Source organism: Cupriavidus ulmosensis, from assembly GCF_977008105.1.
This window is the reverse complement of record NZ_CDRMWP010000002.1, coordinates 802,358-820,906: the sequence shown is the minus strand read 5'-3', so window position 1 is coordinate 820,906 and position 18,549 is coordinate 802,358. Positions and strand designations below refer to the sequence as shown.

17 protein-coding genes and 1 pseudogene are annotated in these 18,549 nt (G+C 67.7%); 12 read left to right on the top strand and 6 right to left on the bottom strand.

What is annotated here, in order from left to right:
• Positions 1-14: 14 nt before the first annotated feature.
• Positions 15-851, bottom strand: coding sequence for a helix-turn-helix transcriptional regulator (locus ACWTPI_RS23525; protein WP_454732884.1), 837 nt, complete (start codon positions 849-851; stop codon positions 15-17).
• Between the two features lie 139 nt (positions 852-990).
• Between ACWTPI_RS23525 and ACWTPI_RS23520 the strand changes: the two are divergent.
• Both ACWTPI_RS23520 and ACWTPI_RS23515 read left to right on the top strand, forming a co-directional pair.
• A pseudogene (locus ACWTPI_RS23520) lies at positions 991-1,122 on the top strand (ESPR domain-containing protein); the annotation flags it as partial.
• Between the two features lie 9 nt (positions 1,123-1,131).
• Complete coding sequence (locus ACWTPI_RS23515) at positions 1,132-4,521, top strand: autotransporter outer membrane beta-barrel domain-containing protein (RefSeq protein ID WP_454740818.1); 3,390 nt, start codon at positions 1,132-1,134, stop codon at positions 4,519-4,521.
• A gap of 127 nt (positions 4,522-4,648) precedes the next feature.
• On the opposite strand, the gene ACWTPI_RS23510 is transcribed toward ACWTPI_RS23515, so the two are convergent.
• Positions 4,649-6,325 carry a TIGR01244 family sulfur transferase gene (locus ACWTPI_RS23510; protein ID WP_454732882.1) on the bottom strand — a complete coding sequence of 559 codons (1,677 nt, stop codon included), beginning with the start codon at positions 6,323-6,325 and terminating at the stop codon, positions 4,649-4,651.
• Between the two features lie 30 nt (positions 6,326-6,355).
• The gene (locus tag ACWTPI_RS23505) at positions 6,356-7,252 is read right to left on the bottom strand and encodes an MBL fold metallo-hydrolase (protein ID WP_454732881.1); all 897 of its coding nucleotides are present in this window, start codon (positions 7,250-7,252) and stop codon (positions 6,356-6,358) included.
• Between the two features lie 238 nt (positions 7,253-7,490).
• On the opposite strand from ACWTPI_RS23505, the gene fisR reads away from it, so the two are divergent.
• The 10 genes from fisR (at position 7,491) to ACWTPI_RS23455 (ending at position 16,518) form a co-directional block, all read left to right on the top strand.
• Positions 7,491-8,801 carry a sigma 54-dependent transcription regulator FisR gene (gene fisR / locus ACWTPI_RS23500; protein ID WP_029043106.1) on the top strand — a complete coding sequence of 437 codons (1,311 nt, stop codon included), beginning with the start codon at positions 7,491-7,493 and terminating at the stop codon, positions 8,799-8,801.
• Positions 8,802-8,991: 190 nt separating this feature from the next.
• On the top strand, positions 8,992-9,186 hold the full coding sequence (cydP, locus tag ACWTPI_RS23495) for a cytochrome oxidase putative small subunit CydP (RefSeq protein WP_020200644.1): 195 nt from the start codon (positions 8,992-8,994) through the stop codon (positions 9,184-9,186).
• Positions 9,183-10,751, top strand: coding sequence for a cytochrome ubiquinol oxidase subunit I (locus tag ACWTPI_RS23490; protein WP_454732880.1), 1,569 nt, complete (start codon positions 9,183-9,185; stop codon positions 10,749-10,751). The genes cydP and ACWTPI_RS23490 overlap by 4 nt, the downstream gene beginning before the upstream one ends.
• Positions 10,752-10,761: 10 nt before the next feature.
• Complete coding sequence (gene cydB, locus ACWTPI_RS23485; protein ID WP_454732879.1) at positions 10,762-11,898, top strand: cytochrome d ubiquinol oxidase subunit II; 1,137 nt, start codon at positions 10,762-10,764, stop codon at positions 11,896-11,898.
• An 18-nt stretch (positions 11,899-11,916) separates the two neighbouring features.
• Entirely contained in the window at positions 11,917-12,033 is a 117-nt protein-coding gene (gene cydX / locus ACWTPI_RS23480) for a cytochrome bd-I oxidase subunit CydX (RefSeq protein ID WP_454732878.1), read from the top strand.
• Between the two features lie 29 nt (positions 12,034-12,062).
• The gene (locus ACWTPI_RS23475) at positions 12,063-12,308 is read left to right on the top strand and encodes a cyd operon YbgE family protein (protein WP_020423624.1); all 246 of its coding nucleotides are present in this window, start codon (positions 12,063-12,065) and stop codon (positions 12,306-12,308) included.
• Positions 12,309-12,401: 93 nt separating this feature from the next.
• Positions 12,402-13,223, top strand: a complete 822-nt coding sequence (locus ACWTPI_RS23470) for a sulfite exporter TauE/SafE family protein (protein ID WP_454732877.1) — start codon at positions 12,402-12,404, stop codon at positions 13,221-13,223.
• Between the two features lie 362 nt (positions 13,224-13,585).
• Complete coding sequence (locus ACWTPI_RS23465) at positions 13,586-14,281, top strand: GntR family transcriptional regulator (protein ID WP_082079826.1); 696 nt, start codon at positions 13,586-13,588, stop codon at positions 14,279-14,281.
• Between the two features lie 35 nt (positions 14,282-14,316).
• Positions 14,317-15,414: a mandelate racemase/muconate lactonizing enzyme family protein gene (locus ACWTPI_RS23460; RefSeq protein WP_454732876.1), complete on the top strand. Its 1,098-nt coding sequence runs from the start codon at positions 14,317-14,319 to the stop codon at positions 15,412-15,414.
• Positions 15,415-15,537: 123 nt separating this feature from the next.
• Positions 15,538-16,518: an ABC transporter substrate-binding protein gene (locus ACWTPI_RS23455; protein WP_059413648.1), complete on the top strand. Its 981-nt coding sequence runs from the start codon at positions 15,538-15,540 to the stop codon at positions 16,516-16,518.
• An 88-nt stretch (positions 16,519-16,606) separates the two neighbouring features.
• Here the strand turns inward: ACWTPI_RS23455 and ACWTPI_RS23450 are convergent, their stop codons facing one another.
• The 3 genes from ACWTPI_RS23450 to ACWTPI_RS23440 form a co-directional block, all read right to left on the bottom strand.
• Complete coding sequence (locus ACWTPI_RS23450; protein WP_454732875.1) at positions 16,607-17,092, bottom strand: SRPBCC family protein; 486 nt, start codon at positions 17,090-17,092, stop codon at positions 16,607-16,609.
• A complete protein-coding gene (locus tag ACWTPI_RS23445; RefSeq protein ID WP_020200654.1) occupies positions 17,089-17,433 on the bottom strand; it encodes an ArsR/SmtB family transcription factor in 345 nt (114 codons plus the stop codon). The genes ACWTPI_RS23450 and ACWTPI_RS23445 overlap by 4 nt, the downstream gene beginning before the upstream one ends.
• 135 nt (positions 17,434-17,568) lie before the next feature.
• Positions 17,569-18,543 carry a Bug family tripartite tricarboxylate transporter substrate binding protein gene (locus ACWTPI_RS23440; protein ID WP_020200655.1) on the bottom strand — a complete coding sequence of 325 codons (975 nt, stop codon included), beginning with the start codon at positions 18,541-18,543 and terminating at the stop codon, positions 17,569-17,571.
• Between the last annotated feature and the right edge of the window lie 6 nt (positions 18,544-18,549).

The window sequence follows — 18,549 nt, the reverse complement described above, 5'->3', positions numbered from 1 at the left end:
GGCAGGACTCGCGCCTACTTCGCATCCACAACAACCGGCACCGTCTGCGTCTTCCACGACTCCGTCGGCAGCTTCCACAACGGCGGCATCTGCGAAAACGGCGGCACGGTATGGACCAGCCTGGCCAGTGCAAGGCGGCTGTCCGTGCCGATCTTGCTGAAGATGGCCTTCAGGTGCGCCTTGACGGTATCGAGGCCGACGTTCATCGCGGCGGCGATGGCTTCGTTGGATTTGCCCTGGGCCAGCCATACGGCCGCTTCGATCTGCCGTTGCGTCAGGCCGGGAAAGGCAAAGTGAAGGCGGTCCGCGGCGGAGAGCTTGTCGACCGTGCGCTGCTGTGCCTGGCGATAGACGCGCAGCACGTGCGCGCGGTAGGTCTGCAGCCGGTCGCGCTCGGCATCGCTATACGCCGACCGGCCAACGATGCGATGCGCACTCAGATCCAGCGAGTATTCGCCGTGCTGGATCAGCACGCCCATGATGCGGCGGGCGCCGGATGGCAGGAACACTTCCTGGGCCATCGGCAGCGCCATGAATTCGTCGTCGCTGAAGATGTCCGACTCGCGAATGGCCCGCTCGCCATAGAAGGCCGGGTCTTTCTGCCAGAAAGGATGGCTGCCGGCATGGCGCGCGTAGGCCGCGAAGGCCTGCTCGCGCCGGCCGGGGGCGTCTTCGATCGACAGCAGCGCGCGCAGTTCTCCGCTTCGATGGTGAATCTCCGTCCAGGCGACGACGTCGGCGTCGGTCAACCTGATTACCCCATCGAACAGAACGCCTGGCAACGTCAGCAGGTCAGGCTCGGTTTCATACAGACGCACGATTTCCTGCAGCAGGATGGGGTCGGTGTGCATGACTACTCGTTCGGGTAATGGCATTTTTCTGCGGCAAATCTTACATTAGCGCGCCTTGATGTGCTTGCCGCGCCTGTGTCACGCGGAACAAACGCGGCTATGACCACGTAGTCCAAAAAAAAGACGAGGGGTTATCGGGATGAATTGCATTTACCGGCTGGTGTGGAACGGGGCGTTGGGTGTCTGGCAGGCTGTATCGGAACTGGCGGCGCCGCGCGCAAAGGGATCCGGCAAGGGAGGGAGGCGCCATCTCCGGCGGCGGGCCGGAGCGAGTGCGGTAGTGGCGCTCTCGCTGAGCCTGGCCGCGCCGATGGCGCGCGCGGTCGATGTGCTTCTCGTGGGTACCGGGGGCGTGGGTGGCGGCGACGGCGGCAATGGCGGCATCAGCGGCGGTGGCGGCGGGGCGGACTTTTTCCTTCCGGGCCCCGGCGGTGCCGGCGGCGTTCCCGCTCCAACGCAGACGATTCCCGGCACCGCCAATGGCGGCAGCCTCCTGCCGACTTACGACTATGTCGGCATCGGAGGCGGCGCCGGCGGCGGGGACGGCGCCAACCTGGGCGGCATCAATGGCGGCGACGGCGGCGACGGGGTGCTGGACCTCAACGGGACGACACTGAACGTTGCCAACGCGCTGCTCATCGGAGGCGCCGGTGGCGGTGGCGGCTCGGGGGGCGCCGGTGATACTCGCGGCGGCAATGGCGGCACGGGCGGCAGTGGAACGCTGACGGCCACGGGCGGCACGGCCATCACGGTCGGCACTCAGTTATACATTGGCGGCCTGGGCGGCGCGGGCGGCAACTGCGGCTGCTCCGGCAATGGCGGCGCCGGTGGCGCGGGCGTGTTCAACCTCGGCGATGGCAGCACGCTGAACCTGGCGGGCGCCACCTTCACCATCACCGGCAACGGTACGCTGAACATCGGCAACGCCACGGCCAATGGGGCGAGCGCCGGTACGATCAACGGGCTGGCCGGCAGCATCAACAATGCCGGCGCGATCCACTTCAACCAGTCCGACGCGGCATATACGTTTTCCACGGCGATCTCCGGCACCGGCACGGTGACGCAGAACGGCAGCGGCACGACCTTCCTGACCGGCGCGAATACCTACTCGGGTGGCACGACCGTCAACGCCGGCCTGATCAGCTTCAGCAATGGCGGCAACCTGGGATCGGGCAACATCACGCTGAATGGCGGGGGCCTGCAATGGGCCTCGGGGAACACGACGGATATTTCCGGCCGGCTGAATGCGCTGGGCACGGCTGGCGGCACGTTCGACACCAATGGCAACGATGTGACCGTGGCAAGCGCCCTCGCCGGCGCGGGCGGCTTGACGAAGGCGGGCGCCGGCACGCTGACGCTGACAAACCTGAATACCTATGCGGGCGTCACCACCATCAGCGGCGGCACGCTGGCGCTGACCGGCACGGGCAGCATTGCCAGTTCCAGTGGCCTCGTCAACAACGGCACTTTCGATATTTCCGGCAAGTCCGGCGGTGCGACCATCGCTGCGTTGTCCGGCACCGGTGCCGTCGCGCTGGGCGGCCAGACGCTGACGGTGAGCACGGGCGGCGGCACGGGCGGCGGCACATTCAGCGGCGTGATCGGCGGCATGGGCGGCCTGACGCTTGGCGGCGGCACACAGACCTTGTCCGGCCTGAATACCTACGCCGGCACCACCACGGTCAACGCCGGCACCCTGGCATTGACGGGCGCGGGCAGCATTGCAAGCTCCGGCGGACTGATCAACAACGGCAGCTTCGACATTTCCGGCACGACGGGCGGCGCGGCGGTGCGCGCACTGTCGGGCAGCGGCACCGTGGCATTGGGCAGCCAGACGCTGACGGTCAACAATGCCGCGGGCACATTCAGCGGCGCGATTGGCGGCACCGGCGGCCTCACGCTCGATGGCGGCACGCAGACGCTGTCCGGCGTGAACACCTACACCGGCGCCACCACCATCAACGCCGGCACGCTGGCCCTGGCCGGCGCGGGCCGCCTGGCCGCGGATACCGGCGTGGCGCTGGCGGGTACCGGCGCGAGGCTGGACCTGTCCGCCGGCGGCAGCCAGTCCGTGGGACACCTCTCTGGCGTGGGGGGAAGCCAGGTGGCGCTGGGCACCAATACGCTCACGCTGACCGACAACACCTCGCAAACGTTCGGCGGCAGCCTGGCCGGTACCGGTGGCCTGATCAAGCAAGGCAGCGGCACGCTCACGCTCAACGGCACCAACAGCGCCTTCGCCGGCACCACGACCGTGGCGGGCGGCGCGCTGGCCGTGGGTGACGCGGCCAACGCCAATGCGACGCTCGGCGGCAACGTGCTGGTCAACGCGCCTGGCACGCTGCGCGGCCACGGCACAGTGTTGGGCAATGTCGACAACAGCGGCTTCGTGGCGCCGGGCGGCTCCATCGGCACGCTGTCGGTCGGCGGCAACTATGCCCAGGCGGCGAGTGGCACCCTGTCGATCGAAGTCAGTCCGACGGACGCGTCGCAACTGCGCGTGAGCGGTTCCGCCGCGCTGGGCGGCACGTTGGCTGTGGTGTTCACGCCGGGTACCTACTCGGCGCGACAGTACACGGTATTGAGCGCGGCAAATGGCGTGACGGGCCGCTTTGCCAACGTCACCACGGCAACCGCCGGAGCCAGCCTCGGCACGCTGCAGCCGTCCGTCACCTATGGTCTTGGCGACGTTGCCCTGACCTTGGCGGCGACCTCGCCGACAGACCCGTTGGTGGTGGCGCCTGCCAACACGTCGATCTATACGGCGCTTGGCACGACGGCGCTCTCGCAGGCGCAGGGCGCCAGCGCGACGCTGCTCGAGCGGCTGGCCAATGTGCAGCACGGCCTGGAGACGTCCAGGGACGTGTGGATCAAGGCCAACGGCACCCGCAACAAGGTGGGCGGCACCGGCAGCGCGCCGGGGTTCCAGACACACGCCTACGGTTTCCTGGCCGGCGCCGACGGGCAGCTCGGCAGTGCCACGGTCGGCGCTGCCGGCGGCTACACGCATACGTCCATCGGCGAGGATGGCACCGGGTCCTCCGGCGACATCGATACGCTGCGGCTGGCGCTTTATGGCAACCAGCCCGTGGGCGTGGTCAACCTGTCGGCCACGTTGGGTTATGGGCTGGATTTCCTGTCGCAGAAGCGGCCGTTTGCCGGGCTGGGCACGGCCGAGGGCGACCATATCGGCCACGAATTCACGGCGGCGATGCAGGCGAGCCTGCCCATGCAGGCCGGCGGATTCGTGCTGACGCCGCAAGCGGGCCTGCGCTATGCCTACATCCGCGCCAATGGCTTCGGCGAGAGCGGTGCCGGCGGCCAGAACCTGCAAGTGGATGCGGACAACGCGCGCAGCCTGCAGCCCTACGTCGGCGTGGCGCTCGACAAAGCCTTTGGCGATGCCGCGCGCCCCGTCAACGTGCAGCTGCGCCTGGGCTATGCGCACGAAGCGTTGGGCGGGGGCCGCGTTGCGCTGGTGCAAAGCCAGGATGGCACCGTGTTCGCCGCCCCGGGGACGGACCTGCCACGCTCGTTCCTGACCACTGGCGCCAGCGTCAGCCTGCTGGCGTCGAAGGCGACTACCGTGGCGCTGGGGGTGGATGCGGTGCTCAATACCGGCCACGTGTCGGCGCAGTCGGTGCACGTGCGCGTCGACCACCGGTTCTGAACCGTGGCGCCCGGCAATCGCCACCAGCCGTTCGTTCCGCAGCAGGTTGCGATGCCGACGCCTCTCGACAAGACGGGCTGCTGCCCGGGCGCCAGGGCGGGCGTGTGAACGCTGGAAATCCCTGGCGTCATCCTTGCAGTTCAGGCGTTGCAAGCCATTCGCGTCCCTTGAGCATGCCCTGCCAGTAGAGCGGCGGCAGGATGCGCTCCTTGAGCCACCACGCCAGCCGCGAGGGCCGCGTGCCATCGATGAGCCAGCGCGGAAAGCTCGGCGCGACCTTGCCGCCGTAGGTGAACTCGGCCAGGACGATCTTGCCGCGCTCCACCGTCAACGGGCAGGAGCCGTAGCCGTCGTAGCGCGCTTCGCCCCTGGCCTCGCCGCGCGTGGCCAGCACGTTGTGCGCGACCACCGGGGCTTGTTTGCGCGCGGCGGCGGCCGTCTTGGCATTCGACATGTTGCCGGCATCGCCCAGCCCGAAAATATTGTCGAACCGCTTGTGGCGCAGCGTTGCCGGATCGACGTCGACCCAGCCGGCGGCATCCGCCAGCGGGCTGACCCGGATGAAATCCGGCGCCTTTTGTGGCGGCACGGCGTGCAGCATGTCGAATTCGCGCTCCACCATCTCCGGCGCGCCGTTGGCCACGGCGCGCCGGAACGTCGCCCGCCGCGCGGCGCCGTCTACCTTCACCAGCGTCTCGCCGAAGTTCAGGGCGATGCCGTAGCGCTCCACGTACTGCATCAGCGCCGGCACGTAGTCGGCTACGCCGAACAGCACGTTGCCGGCGTTGCAGAAATCCATGTCCACGCGGTCAAGCATGCCGGCGCGGCGCCACGCGTCCGCGGACAGGTACATGGCCTTCTGCGGCGCGCCCGCGCACTTGATCGGCATGGGCGGCTGCGTGAACAGCGCCTTGCCGCCGCCCTTGCGGGTCAGCTCGCGCACGAGATGCCAGGTGTAGGGAGCGAGGTCATAGCGGTAGTTGGAGGTCACGCCGTTGCGGCCCAGCGTTTCGGGCAGGCCTTCGATCGCCTCCCAGTCCAGCTTGAGTCCGGGGCACACCACGAGCTGGTCGTACTTCACCACGCGGCAACCGTCGAGGATGACGGTATTGTGCTCGGGCTCGAAGGCCGCCACGGCCGCCTTGATCCAGGCCACGCCGCGCGGCAGCACCGAAGCCATGGTGCGAGCCGTATGGGCCGGCTCGAAGACCCCGCCGCCCACCAGCGTCCAGCCGGGCTGGTAGTAGTGGATATCCGCGGGGTCGATGATGGCGACGTCGAGCCCGGGCCTGCGTGCCAGCAGGCTCGATGCCACCGCGATTCCCGCGGCGCCGCCGCCGATGACGACGACGGCATGGCTGGCGTCGGCAATGTCCGTTGGCGTGCGGCCGCCATTGGCAATGCGCCTGACCACGCCCTTGAGCTGGTAGCCGGCGGCCGCGGCGCGCTCGATGATGTCCGGCAGGGGCCGGTGCGTGGCTTGCGACAAGGCCCACAGCGTGGCCGACCGCATGCCGGTGCGGCAGTAGGCCAGCACCGGCTTCGGCAGGCTGTCCATGAGCCTGCCGAACGCCTGCGCCTGTTCGTCGCCTACCTTGCCCGACTCCACCGGCAGGTAGTGCGCCTGGAGGCCGAGCAGGGAGGCATTGCGCTCGATTTCCTGGAAGCCGGGCTGGTCGGGGCCTTCGCCGTCGGGGCGGTTGCAGATCAGCGAACGAAAGCCGCTGGCGGCGAGAGTATGTACGTCGTCGGGAAGAATCTGCGGGCTGACCGACAGTTCACTGGTGAGGGCGCGGGGTTGCATGGTCTGTCTGTTCCTTCTGGGGCGGGTGGCTCAGAGCAAGTTGAGGGGTATCTTCAGGTAGCGCACGCCGTTGTCCTCCGGCGGCGGCAATTCGCCGGCGCGCATGTTGACCTGGACCGAGGGCAGGATCAGCACGGGCATCGAGAGAGTGGCGTCGCGCGCCTGGCGCATGGCGACGAACTCTTCTTCGCTGATGCCGTCGCGCACGTGGATGTTGTGCGCGCGCTCGTCCGCGATCGTGGTCGCATATTGCATTTCCCGTCCGCCCGGCTGGTAGTCGTGGCACATGTACAGGCGGGTGTCCGGCGGCAGGCTCAGCACCTTGTTGATGGAGCGGTACAGCGTGCGCGCGTCGCCGCCGGGGAAGTCGCAGCGGGCGGTGCCGTAGTCGGGCATGAACAGCGTGTCGCCGACGAAGGCGGCGGTGTCCGTGCCATCGCCGATCACATAGGTCATGCAGGCCGGCGTATGCCCCGGCGTGTGCATGGCGAGTGCCTGCAGTTCGCCGATGCGGAAGGCGTCGCCGTCGTGCAGCAGCAGGTCGAACTGGTGGCCGTCGCGCGCGAAGTCGGCGCCGCTGTTGAACAGCTCGCCGAACACCTGCTGCACGGTGGTGATGTGGCTGCCGATGGCGGTCTGCCCGCCCAGCCGCTCCTTGAGGTACGGGGCGGCCGAGAGGTGGTCGGCGTGTACGTGGGTCTCCAGGATCCAGCGCACGGTCGCGCCCAGTTCCCGCACGCGCCCGACGATGCGGTCCGCGCTGGCGGTGCGGGTGCGCCCCGACTTCGGGTCATAGTCCAGCACGCTGTCGATCAGCGCGCATTGCAGGCTGGTGCGGTCCAGCACGAGGTAGCTGAGGGTCGAGGTGTCGGGATCGAAGAAGGCTTCGATCTCCATTTGCGAGGTACGGGGCTCGGTCGGCGTCATGCGTTGTCGATTTGGGGTTGAGACGGGATCGGCTCCCCTGTCTCAAGACTCGTGCCAACGGCGAGGTGTGCCGCAAGGTGCTGATTTTCTTGTGATTTCCATGTGCGCCATGCCGGATTGCGCGCTGCCGGGCGCCAGGCGGCGCTGCCACTTGGCAGTGATGGCAGGATTTGGCAGAATGGCACCTTCCCGATGCCGGCATGATGCCGGCCCGCCGCCAGCCCCAGGCTCCCCCCCAATGGATCCCCAAGCCAGTCTCCAGGCTCTCCTCTCCTATCTGGAGCAGGAAAGCCAGCCGATGATCGTCCTCGACACCGACTACCGCATCCTGGCCGCCAACACCGCCTACCGGAGGCAGTTCGGCGCCGTCCAGCGCCCCTACCTGGGCCAGCCCTGCTATCGGATTTCGCATGGCTACGACGTGCCGTGCGACCAGGCCGGCGAGCACTGCCCGATGCGCAAGGCCTTCGAGACGCGCGGCCCGGACCGCGTCCTGCACATCCACCACACGCCGCGCGGGCCGGAGCACGTGAATGTCGAACTGCGCCCGATCCTCGACGAGGACCAGCGGATCGTTGCCTACGTCGAGCGGCTGAGCACCGTGCGCAGCGCATCGGCCCGGCCGAGCGCGGAAGGGCTGGTGGGCCGCTCGGAGGCGTTCAACGCGGCGCTGGAGGCCGTGCAGCGCGTGGCGCCGTCTTCGCTGCCGGTGCTGCTGCTGGGCGAATCGGGCACCGGCAAGGAAATGTTCGCGCACGCGGTGCACGAGGCCAGCGCCCGCGCCGGCGGGCCGTTCGTCGTGGTGGACTGCTCGGGCCTGACCGAGTCCCTGTTCGAGAGCGAGTTGTTCGGCTACGAAAAGGGGGCATTTACGGGGGCGCTCACGCGCAAGCCGGGCCTGGTCGAGACGGCCGAGGGCGGCACGCTGTTCCTCGACGAAATGGGCGACGTGCCGCTGTCGATGCAGGTCAAGCTGCTGCGGCTGATCGAATCCGGCACCTACCGGCGCGTGGGGAGCGTGGAAACGCGGCGGGCGGACTTCCGGCTGGTCGCGGCCACGCACAAGCCGCTCGAGCAGATGGTCAGCCAGGGACTGTTCCGGCAGGACCTTTTCTTCCGGATCGCCGCCTTCCCGATCCACCTGCCGGCGCTGCGCGAGCGGCTTGGCGACATCGCGCTGCTGGCTGAATCGATCCTGCAGCGCGGCGGCGGGCTGCGGGACCAGCTTCACCTGAGTGCGGAGGCGCTGGCGTGGATGCGCGCGTACCACTGGCCCGGCAACATCCGCGAACTGCGCAACGTGCTGGACCGCGCGCGCCTTTATGCCGATGACGGCGTCATCCGCGTGAAGGACCTGCCACCGGGGCTGGGCGAGCCGGTTCTGGCGCCGGTGGCCAGGCGCCACATGCCGGGCGCCCGGGAAAGCGACGACGAGGCATTGCGCGAACGGGTGCGCAGTTTCAAGGGCACGCGGCGCGCGCTTGCCCACGCGCTGGGCATGAGCGAGCGCAGCCTGTATCGCCGGCTCAAGGAACTGGGCATCGGCTGAGCCGCGCTTCGTCGGCAGCTGGCATTTCCCTGCCAGCGCACTGCCATTCACTGCCACCGCTGGCAGCACTGACACCCGGCTGACAGCCCCGCCGTGCCGGCGTTGCCACGCCATTTCCGCGCAAGTGATTGTTTTGTCTGCCCTTTCGGCCCACGCGCCGGGATGGCACGGAACTTGTTCATATGCCGTCATGAACGATCCCGATCAAAACCTGTTACGTCACCTGTGCTGGATCCTGGCGATCAAGATGCTGCTGCTGGCGAGCCTCTGGCTGGCCTTCGTCGCCGGGCAGCGCGTGCCGGTCGACGCCGCCGCCGCTTCCGCGCACCTGCGCTCCGCGCCCATCGTGTCCAGCCACACACGCCTGCAAGGAGCCCGTCCGTGATTTCGGAACAACTGGTGGACCTTTCCCGGCTGCAGTTCGCCGCCACCGCTCTCTATCATTTTCTGTTCGTCCCGCTCACGCTGGGCATGGTATGGCTCCTCGTCATCATGGAGACCGTCTATGTCATGACCGGCAAGGTGGTCTGGAAGGACATGACCCGCTTCTGGGGCAAGCTGTTCGGCATCAACTTCGCGCTGGGCGTGACCACGGGCATCACGCTCGAATTCCAGTTCGGCACGAACTGGGCCTACTACTCGCACTACGTGGGCGACATCTTCGGCGCGCCGCTGGCGATCGAGGGGCTGATGGCGTTCTTCCTCGAATCCACGTTCATCGGCCTGTTCTTCTTCGGCTGGGACCGCCTCTCGCGCGTCGAGCACCTCGTCGTGACCAGCCTGATGGCGCTCGGCACCAACCTGTCGGCGCTGTGGATCCTGATCGCCAACGGGTGGATGCAGAACCCCGTCGGCGCCGAATTCAACTGGCAGACGATGCGCATGGAGATGACCGACTTCTGGGCCATCGTCTTCAATCCCGACGCGCAGGCCAAGTTCGTGCACACGGTGTCGGCCGGCTATGTGACCGGGGCGATGTTCGTGCTGTCGGTGTCGGCCTGGTACCTTCTGCGCGGGCGCGACGTGGAGTTCGCCAAGCGCAGCTTCCGCGTGGCGGCGGCGTTCGGGCTGGCCAGCGTCTGCTCGGTCATCGTGCTGGGCGATGAAAGCGGCTACACGGTCGGCGAGGCGCAGCAGACCAAGATGGCCGCGATCGAGGCCATGTGGGAGACGGAGCCCGCGCCTGCGTCGTTCAACGTGGTGGCCGGCATCAACGAGGCCGCGCAGCGCAATGACTGGGCGGTGCGGATTCCCTGGGTCATGGGCCTGATCGGCACCCGGTCGGCCACCAGGGAGATCCCGGGCATTCACGAGATCCAGGCGCGCAACCGCGAGCGGATCCGCAACGGCATCGAAGCGGTGACCGCGCTGGAGACGCTGCGCAGCCATCGCGACGATGCGCGTGCGCTGGCGACCTTGAAGCGGCATCAGGCCGACCTTGGCTTCGGCCTGCTGCTCAAGCGCTATGCGACGGACGTGCGCCAGGCCACGCCGGCCATGATCGAGCGCGCCGTGCGCGACACCATTCCCCGCGTCACGCCGATGTTCTGGGCGTTCCGCGTCATGGTGGGCCTGGGCTTTGCCATGCTGGCGCTGTTCGCCCTGTCGTTCTGGACGACCCTGAAGGGCCGGTTCCGCTCGCGCCCGTGGCTGCTGCGCTGGGCGATCTGGATGCTGCCGGCGCCGTGGCTGGCCTGCGAGCTGGGCTGGTTCGTCGCCGAGTACGGCCGCCAGCCGTGGACCATCTATGGCGTGCTGCCCACGCACCTGAGCGTCTCCACCCTGAGCGCGGCCAGCCTGTATGGCTCGCTGGCGGGCTTCGTCGGCTTCTACACCGTGCTGCTGGTCGTCGAGATCTATCTGATGGTCAAGTTTGCGCGGCAGGGGCCGGGCAGTCTCGGCACCGGGCGCTACGAGCGCGAGCCCGTCCACGTCCACGCGCACGCATAAGGAGAACCGGATGTTCGACTACACCACCCTGAAGCTGGTCTGGTGGCTCCTCGTCGGCGTGCTGCTCGTCGGCTTCGCCGTCATGGACGGGCACGACATGGGCGTCGGCACGCTGCTGCCCTTCGTCGGCCACGGCGACGAAGAACGGCGCGTCGTCATCAACACGGTCGGCCCGCACTGGGACGGCAACCAGGTCTGGTTCATCACCGGGGGGGGCGCCATCTTCGCGGCCTGGCCGCTGGTCTATGCCACGGCGTTCAGCGGTTTCTACTGGGCCATGCTTGCCGTGCTGTGGGCATTGTTCTTCCGCCCGGTCGGCTTCGACTATCGCAGCAAGATCCATGATCCGCGCTGGCGCCGCACATGGGACTGGGGCCTGTTCATCGGCGGCGCCGTGCCACCGCTGATCTTCGGCGTGGCGTTCGGCAACCTGCTGCTGGGCGTGCCGTTCCATTTCGACGCGTACATGGTCTCCACCTACACGGGCAGCTTCTGGGGCCTGCTCAACCCCTTCGCCCTGCTCGCCGGCTTGGTCAGCAGCGCCATGATCACCATGCACGGCGCCGCGTACCTTGCCCACCGCACGCAGGGACGGCTGCAGGCGCGCGCGGTGCGCGCCAACGGCTGGGCGGCCCTGGTCATGTGCGTGGCCTTTGTCGCCGCGGGGCTGTGGGTCGGCAAGCTAGACGGATACCGGATCGTCTCGGCGCTCGATACGGCCGCCGTCGCGGATCCGACCGCCAAGGCCGTCGTGCGCGAGGCCGGCGGCTGGCTGGCCAACTATGCGCGCGTGCCCGCGCTGTGGCTGCTGCCCTTGCTAGGCGTGGCGGGCGCGCTGGCCGGCGCCTGGCTCCAGCGCGCGCGGCGCACGCTGGCCGCGTTCGTGGCCACCGGCCTGAGCATGACCGGCGTGATCGGCACGGCGGGGGCGAGCATGTTCCCGTTCGTCATGCCATCCAGCAGCGTGCCGGCCCACAGCCTGACGGTCTGGGACAGCGTGTCCAGCCAGCTGACGCTGACGATCATGCTGGGCGCGACCGTCCTGTTCATGCCGCTGGTGATCGGATACACGTCCTGGGCTTATCGCGTCATGCGCGGCAAGGTCACCGTGGAATACGTCAAAGCCAACGAGCATAGCGCCTACTGACATCAACGGAGTTTGCGAATGTGGTACTTCAGCTGGGTTCTCGGCGTGGGCTTTGCTGTCCTGCTCGCCATCATGAACGCCATGTGGGGCGAGAACGAGGAGGCGCGCCGCGCCAGCCGGGAAGAGCACGTATGAGCCCGCGGGCGAAAGCGCAGCGGCCCGGCATGCACTGGCCGGCATTGCTGGCGGGCGTCGCCGTCATGCTGGTCGTCAGCGTCGATCCCCGCGCGCTGATTTCGGCGAGTCCCGGCCGCACGCATCTTGCCGCGGCCCTGCTGTGCTGGGCCATGAGCGCGGCACTGGTGCGCGGTGTCGGCTTTGTCCCGGCGCACCCGGCGGGACGCTGGCTGCTCTCCGCCTGGGCGAGCGCGGCGGCGCTGGCCGGCTGCCTTGCCGCGCGCTTCGTGTAGTCTCCCGGCCCCGATCGTGTCCCCGATCGTGTCCCCGATCGTGTCCCCGATCGTGTCCCCGATCCCGTCCCCCTCGATCCCGACCTTGAACAGATGGAAAACGTCGTTGCCAACAGTGCGGCACTAGGTGCCGTCGTCGGCCTCATCCTGGCGCTTACCGGCGCGGGCGGCGCCATTCTCGCCGTCCCTCTGCTGCTTTTCGTCCTGCATCTGAGCGTGGCCCAGGCCGCGCCGGTTGCCTTGCTCGCGGTGGGCCTGTCCGCAGCCGTCGGGGCCTTGCTCGGACTGCGCGCCGGCATTGTGCGCTACCGCGCCGCCTTGCTGATGGCCGTGTCCGGCACGCTGTTCTCGCCCGTCGGCCTATGGTTCGCGCATCGCCTGCCGAACGGACCGTTGACGCTGCTCTTCGCCGCGGTGCTGGCGTTCGTGGCATTGCGCATGTTCAGGCAGGCCGCCGGCAGCGGGACGGCGCGCGTGGCGGACGCAGGCCAGTCCGCCCAGCCCTGCCAACTGGACAACCGCTCGGGGCGCTTTGTCTGGACCGCCTCGTGCAGCCGCGCACTCGCGCTCTCGGGGGTGAGCGCGGGGTTTCTCTCCGGCTTGCTGGGCGTGGGCGGCGGATTTGTCATCGTTCCCGCGTTGAAGAAAGCCACCAATGCGCCGCTGCACACCATCATGGCGACATCGCTCGCAGTCATCACCTTGGTATCCGCATCAGGCGTGGTTTCGACCGCCATTGCCGGGCACATGAACTGGCAGGTGGGCATGCCGTTCGCCGCGGGCGCCGTGCTGGCCATGCTGGGCGGCCGGCTGGTCGCGAGCCGGCTGAGCGGCGCCAGGCTTCAGCAAGGCTTTGCCGTGGTGGCAGGGCTGATTGCCATCGGCATGGTGGCGAAGGTGGTCATGTCAGCCTGAGACAGGCAAACAGGCGCCCGTGGGGAAAATCCGCCGCGGATGCGCGGCGGTGTCTTACGGCTGGGATGTGGAAAGCAGAACACCGAGCGCGGCGGGCGTAGAGCATTCAGGCCGGCTTCGCGCTGTCGCCAGCTTCTCCCTGCACGTAGCGGTTGGCCCGCCAGGCATCGGGCCAGGCGCCCTCGATGGCAATGAGGGAACGCGGCTCACCAGGCATCCGGCGCGGCGGGATCCGGCCCTGCCGGGATGCAGGAACGCTCCGCCTCCATATGCATCCGGTGGCTATCGAACGACGAAATGAGTCTTGGACGCCGAAGTGTTAAGTGTTAACACTCTCGGAAAACGACGCTTTCGCTTGTCCGATGCCTTCCGATTCCACTCTCCTCGTACCGCCCTTGCCCGGCCGTGTCTCTCTCGACGTCCAGGGCGCCACCGCCATCCGGCAAGCCATCATCGACGGCGCGCTGCATCCCGGCCGGGCGGTCAATGAGACGGCGCTCGGCACCATGCTGGGCATCTCGCGGAGCACGGCGCGCACCGCGCTGAGGCTGCTCGAACTGGAGGGGCTGGTGGTCCAGCAGCAGTACAAAGGCTGGCGGATCTTTATGCCTACCGCGCAGGATGCGCTCGACCTCTACATGCTGCGCGGCGCGCTGGAGGGGGTCGCGGCCGCCACGGTGGCGCAGCGCGCGGATCCGGCCAGCCTGGCGCGCATCGCCATGCAATACGAGGCGATGCAGGCCGCCGCGACCGAAGGCGTCATGCAGCGGATGAGTGCGTCCGACCACGCCTTTCATACGCAGATCGTGCTGGAGTCGGGCAATCCCAGGCTGGTCGACCAGTATCAGCTCGTGCAGCAGCACATCAAGATCTACGTGGCCACCGCCAACCGCATCCGGGGGCGCTTCCGCGACATCGTGCATGACCACGATGCGATGAAGGACGCGATCCTGGCCGGCCACGCCGCCGACGCGGAAGGCGCCGCACGCGACCATAGCCGCATCGCCGGCGCGATGATCGCCGACATGCTGGCCAGCGCGCCCGCGTCCGCCCTGTAACCGCATCCCTTGCCTTCCCCCTCACCCTCTTCATCATGAAAATCGTCAACGCCGACGCCATCCTCGTTTCGATCCCGTTCCAGCCCATCGGCATTCCCCCGTGGAGCTGGGGAGACAAGGCGGAAAACTGCTTCGACACGCTGCTGGTCCGCATCGAGACGGACACCGGCATCGTCGGCTGGGGCGAGGCGTTCTCGCGCAACAAGGACCGGGCGCTGGCGGAGACCATCCGCACGAAGATCCTGCCGCTCGTCATCGGCAAGGAGGCGTCGGCCATCGGCCGGATCAAGCACGATCTCGAATTCAACCTGCACAACTTCGGGCGGGTGAGCGGCGTCATGAACGGCATCTCGGCCGTGGATATCGCGCTATGGGACATCCTGGGAAAGTCCGTGAACCGCCCGCTGGTGGACCTGATCGGCGGCGCGTTCGCCGACACCTTGCCGGCATATGCAAGCCTGCTGCGCTACGCCGACGAAACGCATCTCGGCGATGCCATCGAGCAGGCGATCGGGCGCGGCTACCGGTATATCAAGCTGCACGAGATCGATCCCGGCCTGATCCGCTTTGCCGTGAACCTGGGCGCGGGACGTGCGCGCTTCATGCTCGACACCAATTGCCCGTGGCCGGTCTCCGAAGCCATCCGCCAGGCGAAGTCGCTGTCGGATGTCGACCTGATCTGGTTCGAGGAGCCGGTGTGGCCGCCGGAGAACTACAGCGGCCTGGCGCAGGTGCGGGCCGCGGGGCCGTTTCCGATCGCCGCCGGCGAGAATCAGGGCAGCCTGTTCGATATTGCCGCGATGATTGCCGCCGGCGCCATCGACATCGCGCAGCCCGACGTGGCCAAGACGGGCGGCGTGACGGAGCTGCTGAGAATCCGCGCGCTGTGCGAAGCCGCCGGCGTCGATTTCGTGCCGCACTGCGCGTTGTTCGGGCCGGGGCAGGTGGCGACGTTCCACATCAATGCGGCAACCCGGTCCACGCCGGTCGTGGAGCGGCTGTACTGCGACTTCGACGAAGACCTCTACGGCGGCCGCGCCAATCCGGTGGCCGGCAATATCCAGGTGCCGACAGGCCCGGGCCTTGGCCTCGATCCGGATCCGGCCATCGTCGAGAAATACCGCGTGCGCTGACACATCGGCGTCGCGCGACGCATCACCGATCGGACCTCAATGGTGGGACAACCAGTGAGGGAGCGGCCAGCCGCGCATTTTTATCGAATCCCCCGTCTCTCAACCATTCCAAAGAGGTAAGTCATGAGTCGTCACGTTTCGCTGTCCCGCCGCAAATTCCTCATCGCCACGCCGGCGCTTGCCACGGCCGCCGCGGCTGGCCTGGGCGTCAGCCTGCCTTCGCGCGCCGCCAGCGCCGACACCACGCTTGTGCTCGGCGATCAGGCCGGGTTGCTGCGTGGCCTGGTGGAGGCGTCCGGCGTACTCAAGGACGCGGGCTTCAAGTATCGCTGGGCCAGCTTCCAGGGCGCGGCGCCGTTGTTCGAGGCGCAGCGCGCGAGCGCGGTGGACGTTGCCTGGGGCGGCGACCTGCCGATCCTCGCCGCATCGGTCGGCGACCCCACCTTCAAGATCGTGACCACGCTGGGCGGGCAGGCATCGTCGCTGGGCCTGCTGGTGCAGGACGACTCCAAAATCCGGTCGGTCGCCGACCTGAAGGGCAAGACCGTGGTGATTTCGTCCGCGCGTGGCAGCGTGGCGCAATACCAGTTGTATGGCGCGCTGGCGGAGGCCGGCCTGAAACCCGACGACGTCCAGGTCCGCTTTGTGCTGCCGACCGATGCGGCGGCCGCGTTCGCGTCGCGGCAGATCGAAGTGTGGGGCACCTTCGACCCGTATTTCGGCGTGGCGCAGCAGCGCGGCGGCCGCATCCTGCGCGACGGCAGCCGGATCAACAGCGGGCTGTTCTTCGTCACCGCGCCGCAGACGTCGCTGGCCGACCCGGCCAAGCGCGCCGCGCTGGCTGAGTACCTTCGCCGCCTGCAGCAAGCCGGCGCCTGGGCGAAGAACAACGCGGAAGCCTACACACGCATCTACGGCGAGCTGACGCGCGTGCCGCCGGAAGCGGCCAAGCTCATCACGAACCGGTCGTTCATCAACATCCGCCGCTTTACCGACGATGACGTGGCCACGCTGCAGAAGGTGTCCGACGCGGCGTCCGCCTGGAACATCATTCCGAAGCGCATCGATGTCAGGTCGATCGCGGAACAATCGCTGGCGACGTGACAGGCATCGGCCGGGCATAGTCTGGCGGGCGGCGCGCGATCTCCCCGGGCTCGCCACGGGCTGCCGCGCCTTCGGTAGCGGAAAGCACTCAACGAAGCGAGTACGCGAATTCGTCAAGCTGCGTGATGGCGCTGTTCCAGCCGTCGAAGAAGCCATACTGTTCGTGCGTGGCGCGGCCCTCTTCGTCCTGGTGCATTACGCGGGCGGTATAGCGGCTTCCCTCGCCTTCGTCTTCCATCGTGATCACCGCCGTGAAGCCCAGCATGGGCCTGGTCGGACGCCAGCCCGCGGTAAGCAGCGAGGTGAAGACCAGGCGCGATTGCGGAACAACTTCGAGAAAGCTGCCCGGGTTGTCGCTGCTACCCCCGTCCGGACCCGTCATGAAGGTATGAAAGGCACCGCCCGGCCGCAGGTCGAAGGCGACAACCTCAGTCTGCCAAGGTCTCGGACACCACCATTCTTTCAACAACTCGGGCTCCGACCATGCGCGCCACAACGCGGCGCGGGGGGCGCGCAGGACGCGGGTGATGACGAGATCACGGGAATCAGCGCTATCGGCTACGTTCTGGGTCATTTCTTTTGCTCCGCTTGATGAAGTCGTTCAACGAACCGGACCATGCGATCCGATCTGGCTTCCCACATGGCCCTTTGTTCCGCTATCCACTTTTCGGCCATCGAAAGTGTCTCCGGCCTTAGCTCGCAGGTGCGCGTGCGGCCGGCCTTCTGCGTATGGATAAGGCCGCTGCGTTCAAGCACTGTCAGGTGCTTCATGAAGGACGGCAGCGCCATGTCGAAAGGCGCTGCCAATGCGGAAACGGTTTGCGCACCGCCGACCAGCGCGCAAACGATGGCGATACGTGTCGGATCCGACAGTGCCTGGAAGACCTCGCTGATCGGCGGTAAATACTTATCCATAAGGCTAAGTATAGGGTCGCTCAGAAGAATGCGCAATACCGGCGTCCGGGAACAGGAAGAACGCCGCCCGTCGCCGCCAACCCCGACAAAAAAGGCAGGCCGAAGCCTGCCTCAACGGTGCAAGGTGGAGAGACCTTATTCAGCCACGACATTCGCCGACCTGGCGACGGCGCCCCATTTGTCCGTTTCGCTCCTGATGTAGCCGGCAAACTCCTCCGGCCTGGTCGCCACCACTTCCGCGCCGAGTGTCGCCAGCTTGCTCTTCACCTCCGGCATGGCGAGCACCTTGGTCAGGGCCGCGTTCAGCTGCCTGACGATCTCCGGCGAGGTGCCGGCGGGCGCGACGAGACCGCCCCACGAGGATGCGTCGAAGCCCTTCAGCACCGATTCGTCGATGGTTGGCGCGTTCGGGAACGCCGGCACGCGCTTCTTGCTCGCCACCGCGATCAGCTTGAGCTTGCCGCCCGTCACGAACGGGCGCGCGGCGACGGCGGTGGTGAACATCATGGACACCTGCCCGGCCATGACATCCGTCATCGCCGGACCATCGCCCTTGTAGGGCACGTGCATCATGTCCAGCTTCAGCCCGGACTTGAACATCTCGCCGACGAGGTGGTTGGAGGAGCCGTTGCCGGCGGAAGCGAACGTGTATTTGCCCGGATTCGCCCTGACCTCCGCCACCAGCCCGCTGATGTCCGCCGCCTGAACCTTGGGTCCGGCCACCAGCACGATGGGCACGGTGGTGGTCTGGCCGATGGGCGCGAAGCTCTTGTTGACGTCGTAGTTGAGGCGCGGATAGATCGTCTGGCTGATGGCGTTGGGGCCGACGTTCGCCATCAGGAGCGTGTAGCCGTCGGCGGGCGACTTGGCGACGAACTCCGCCGCGATGTTGCCGTTGGCGCCCGGCCGGTTTTCCACGACGAATGTGCCGCCCGTGACATCCTTCAGCTTTTCGCTCAGGACACGCGCGGTGGTATCGGATGCCCCGCCCGGGGGGTATGGCACGACAATGCGCACGGGCTTGTCCGGATAGGCCGCCGCCGCCGCGCCCGAGACCAGGACTGCCGCGCCGATCGCCAGGCGCCAGGAAATGTGGATTCGTGTTTTCATGGGTGT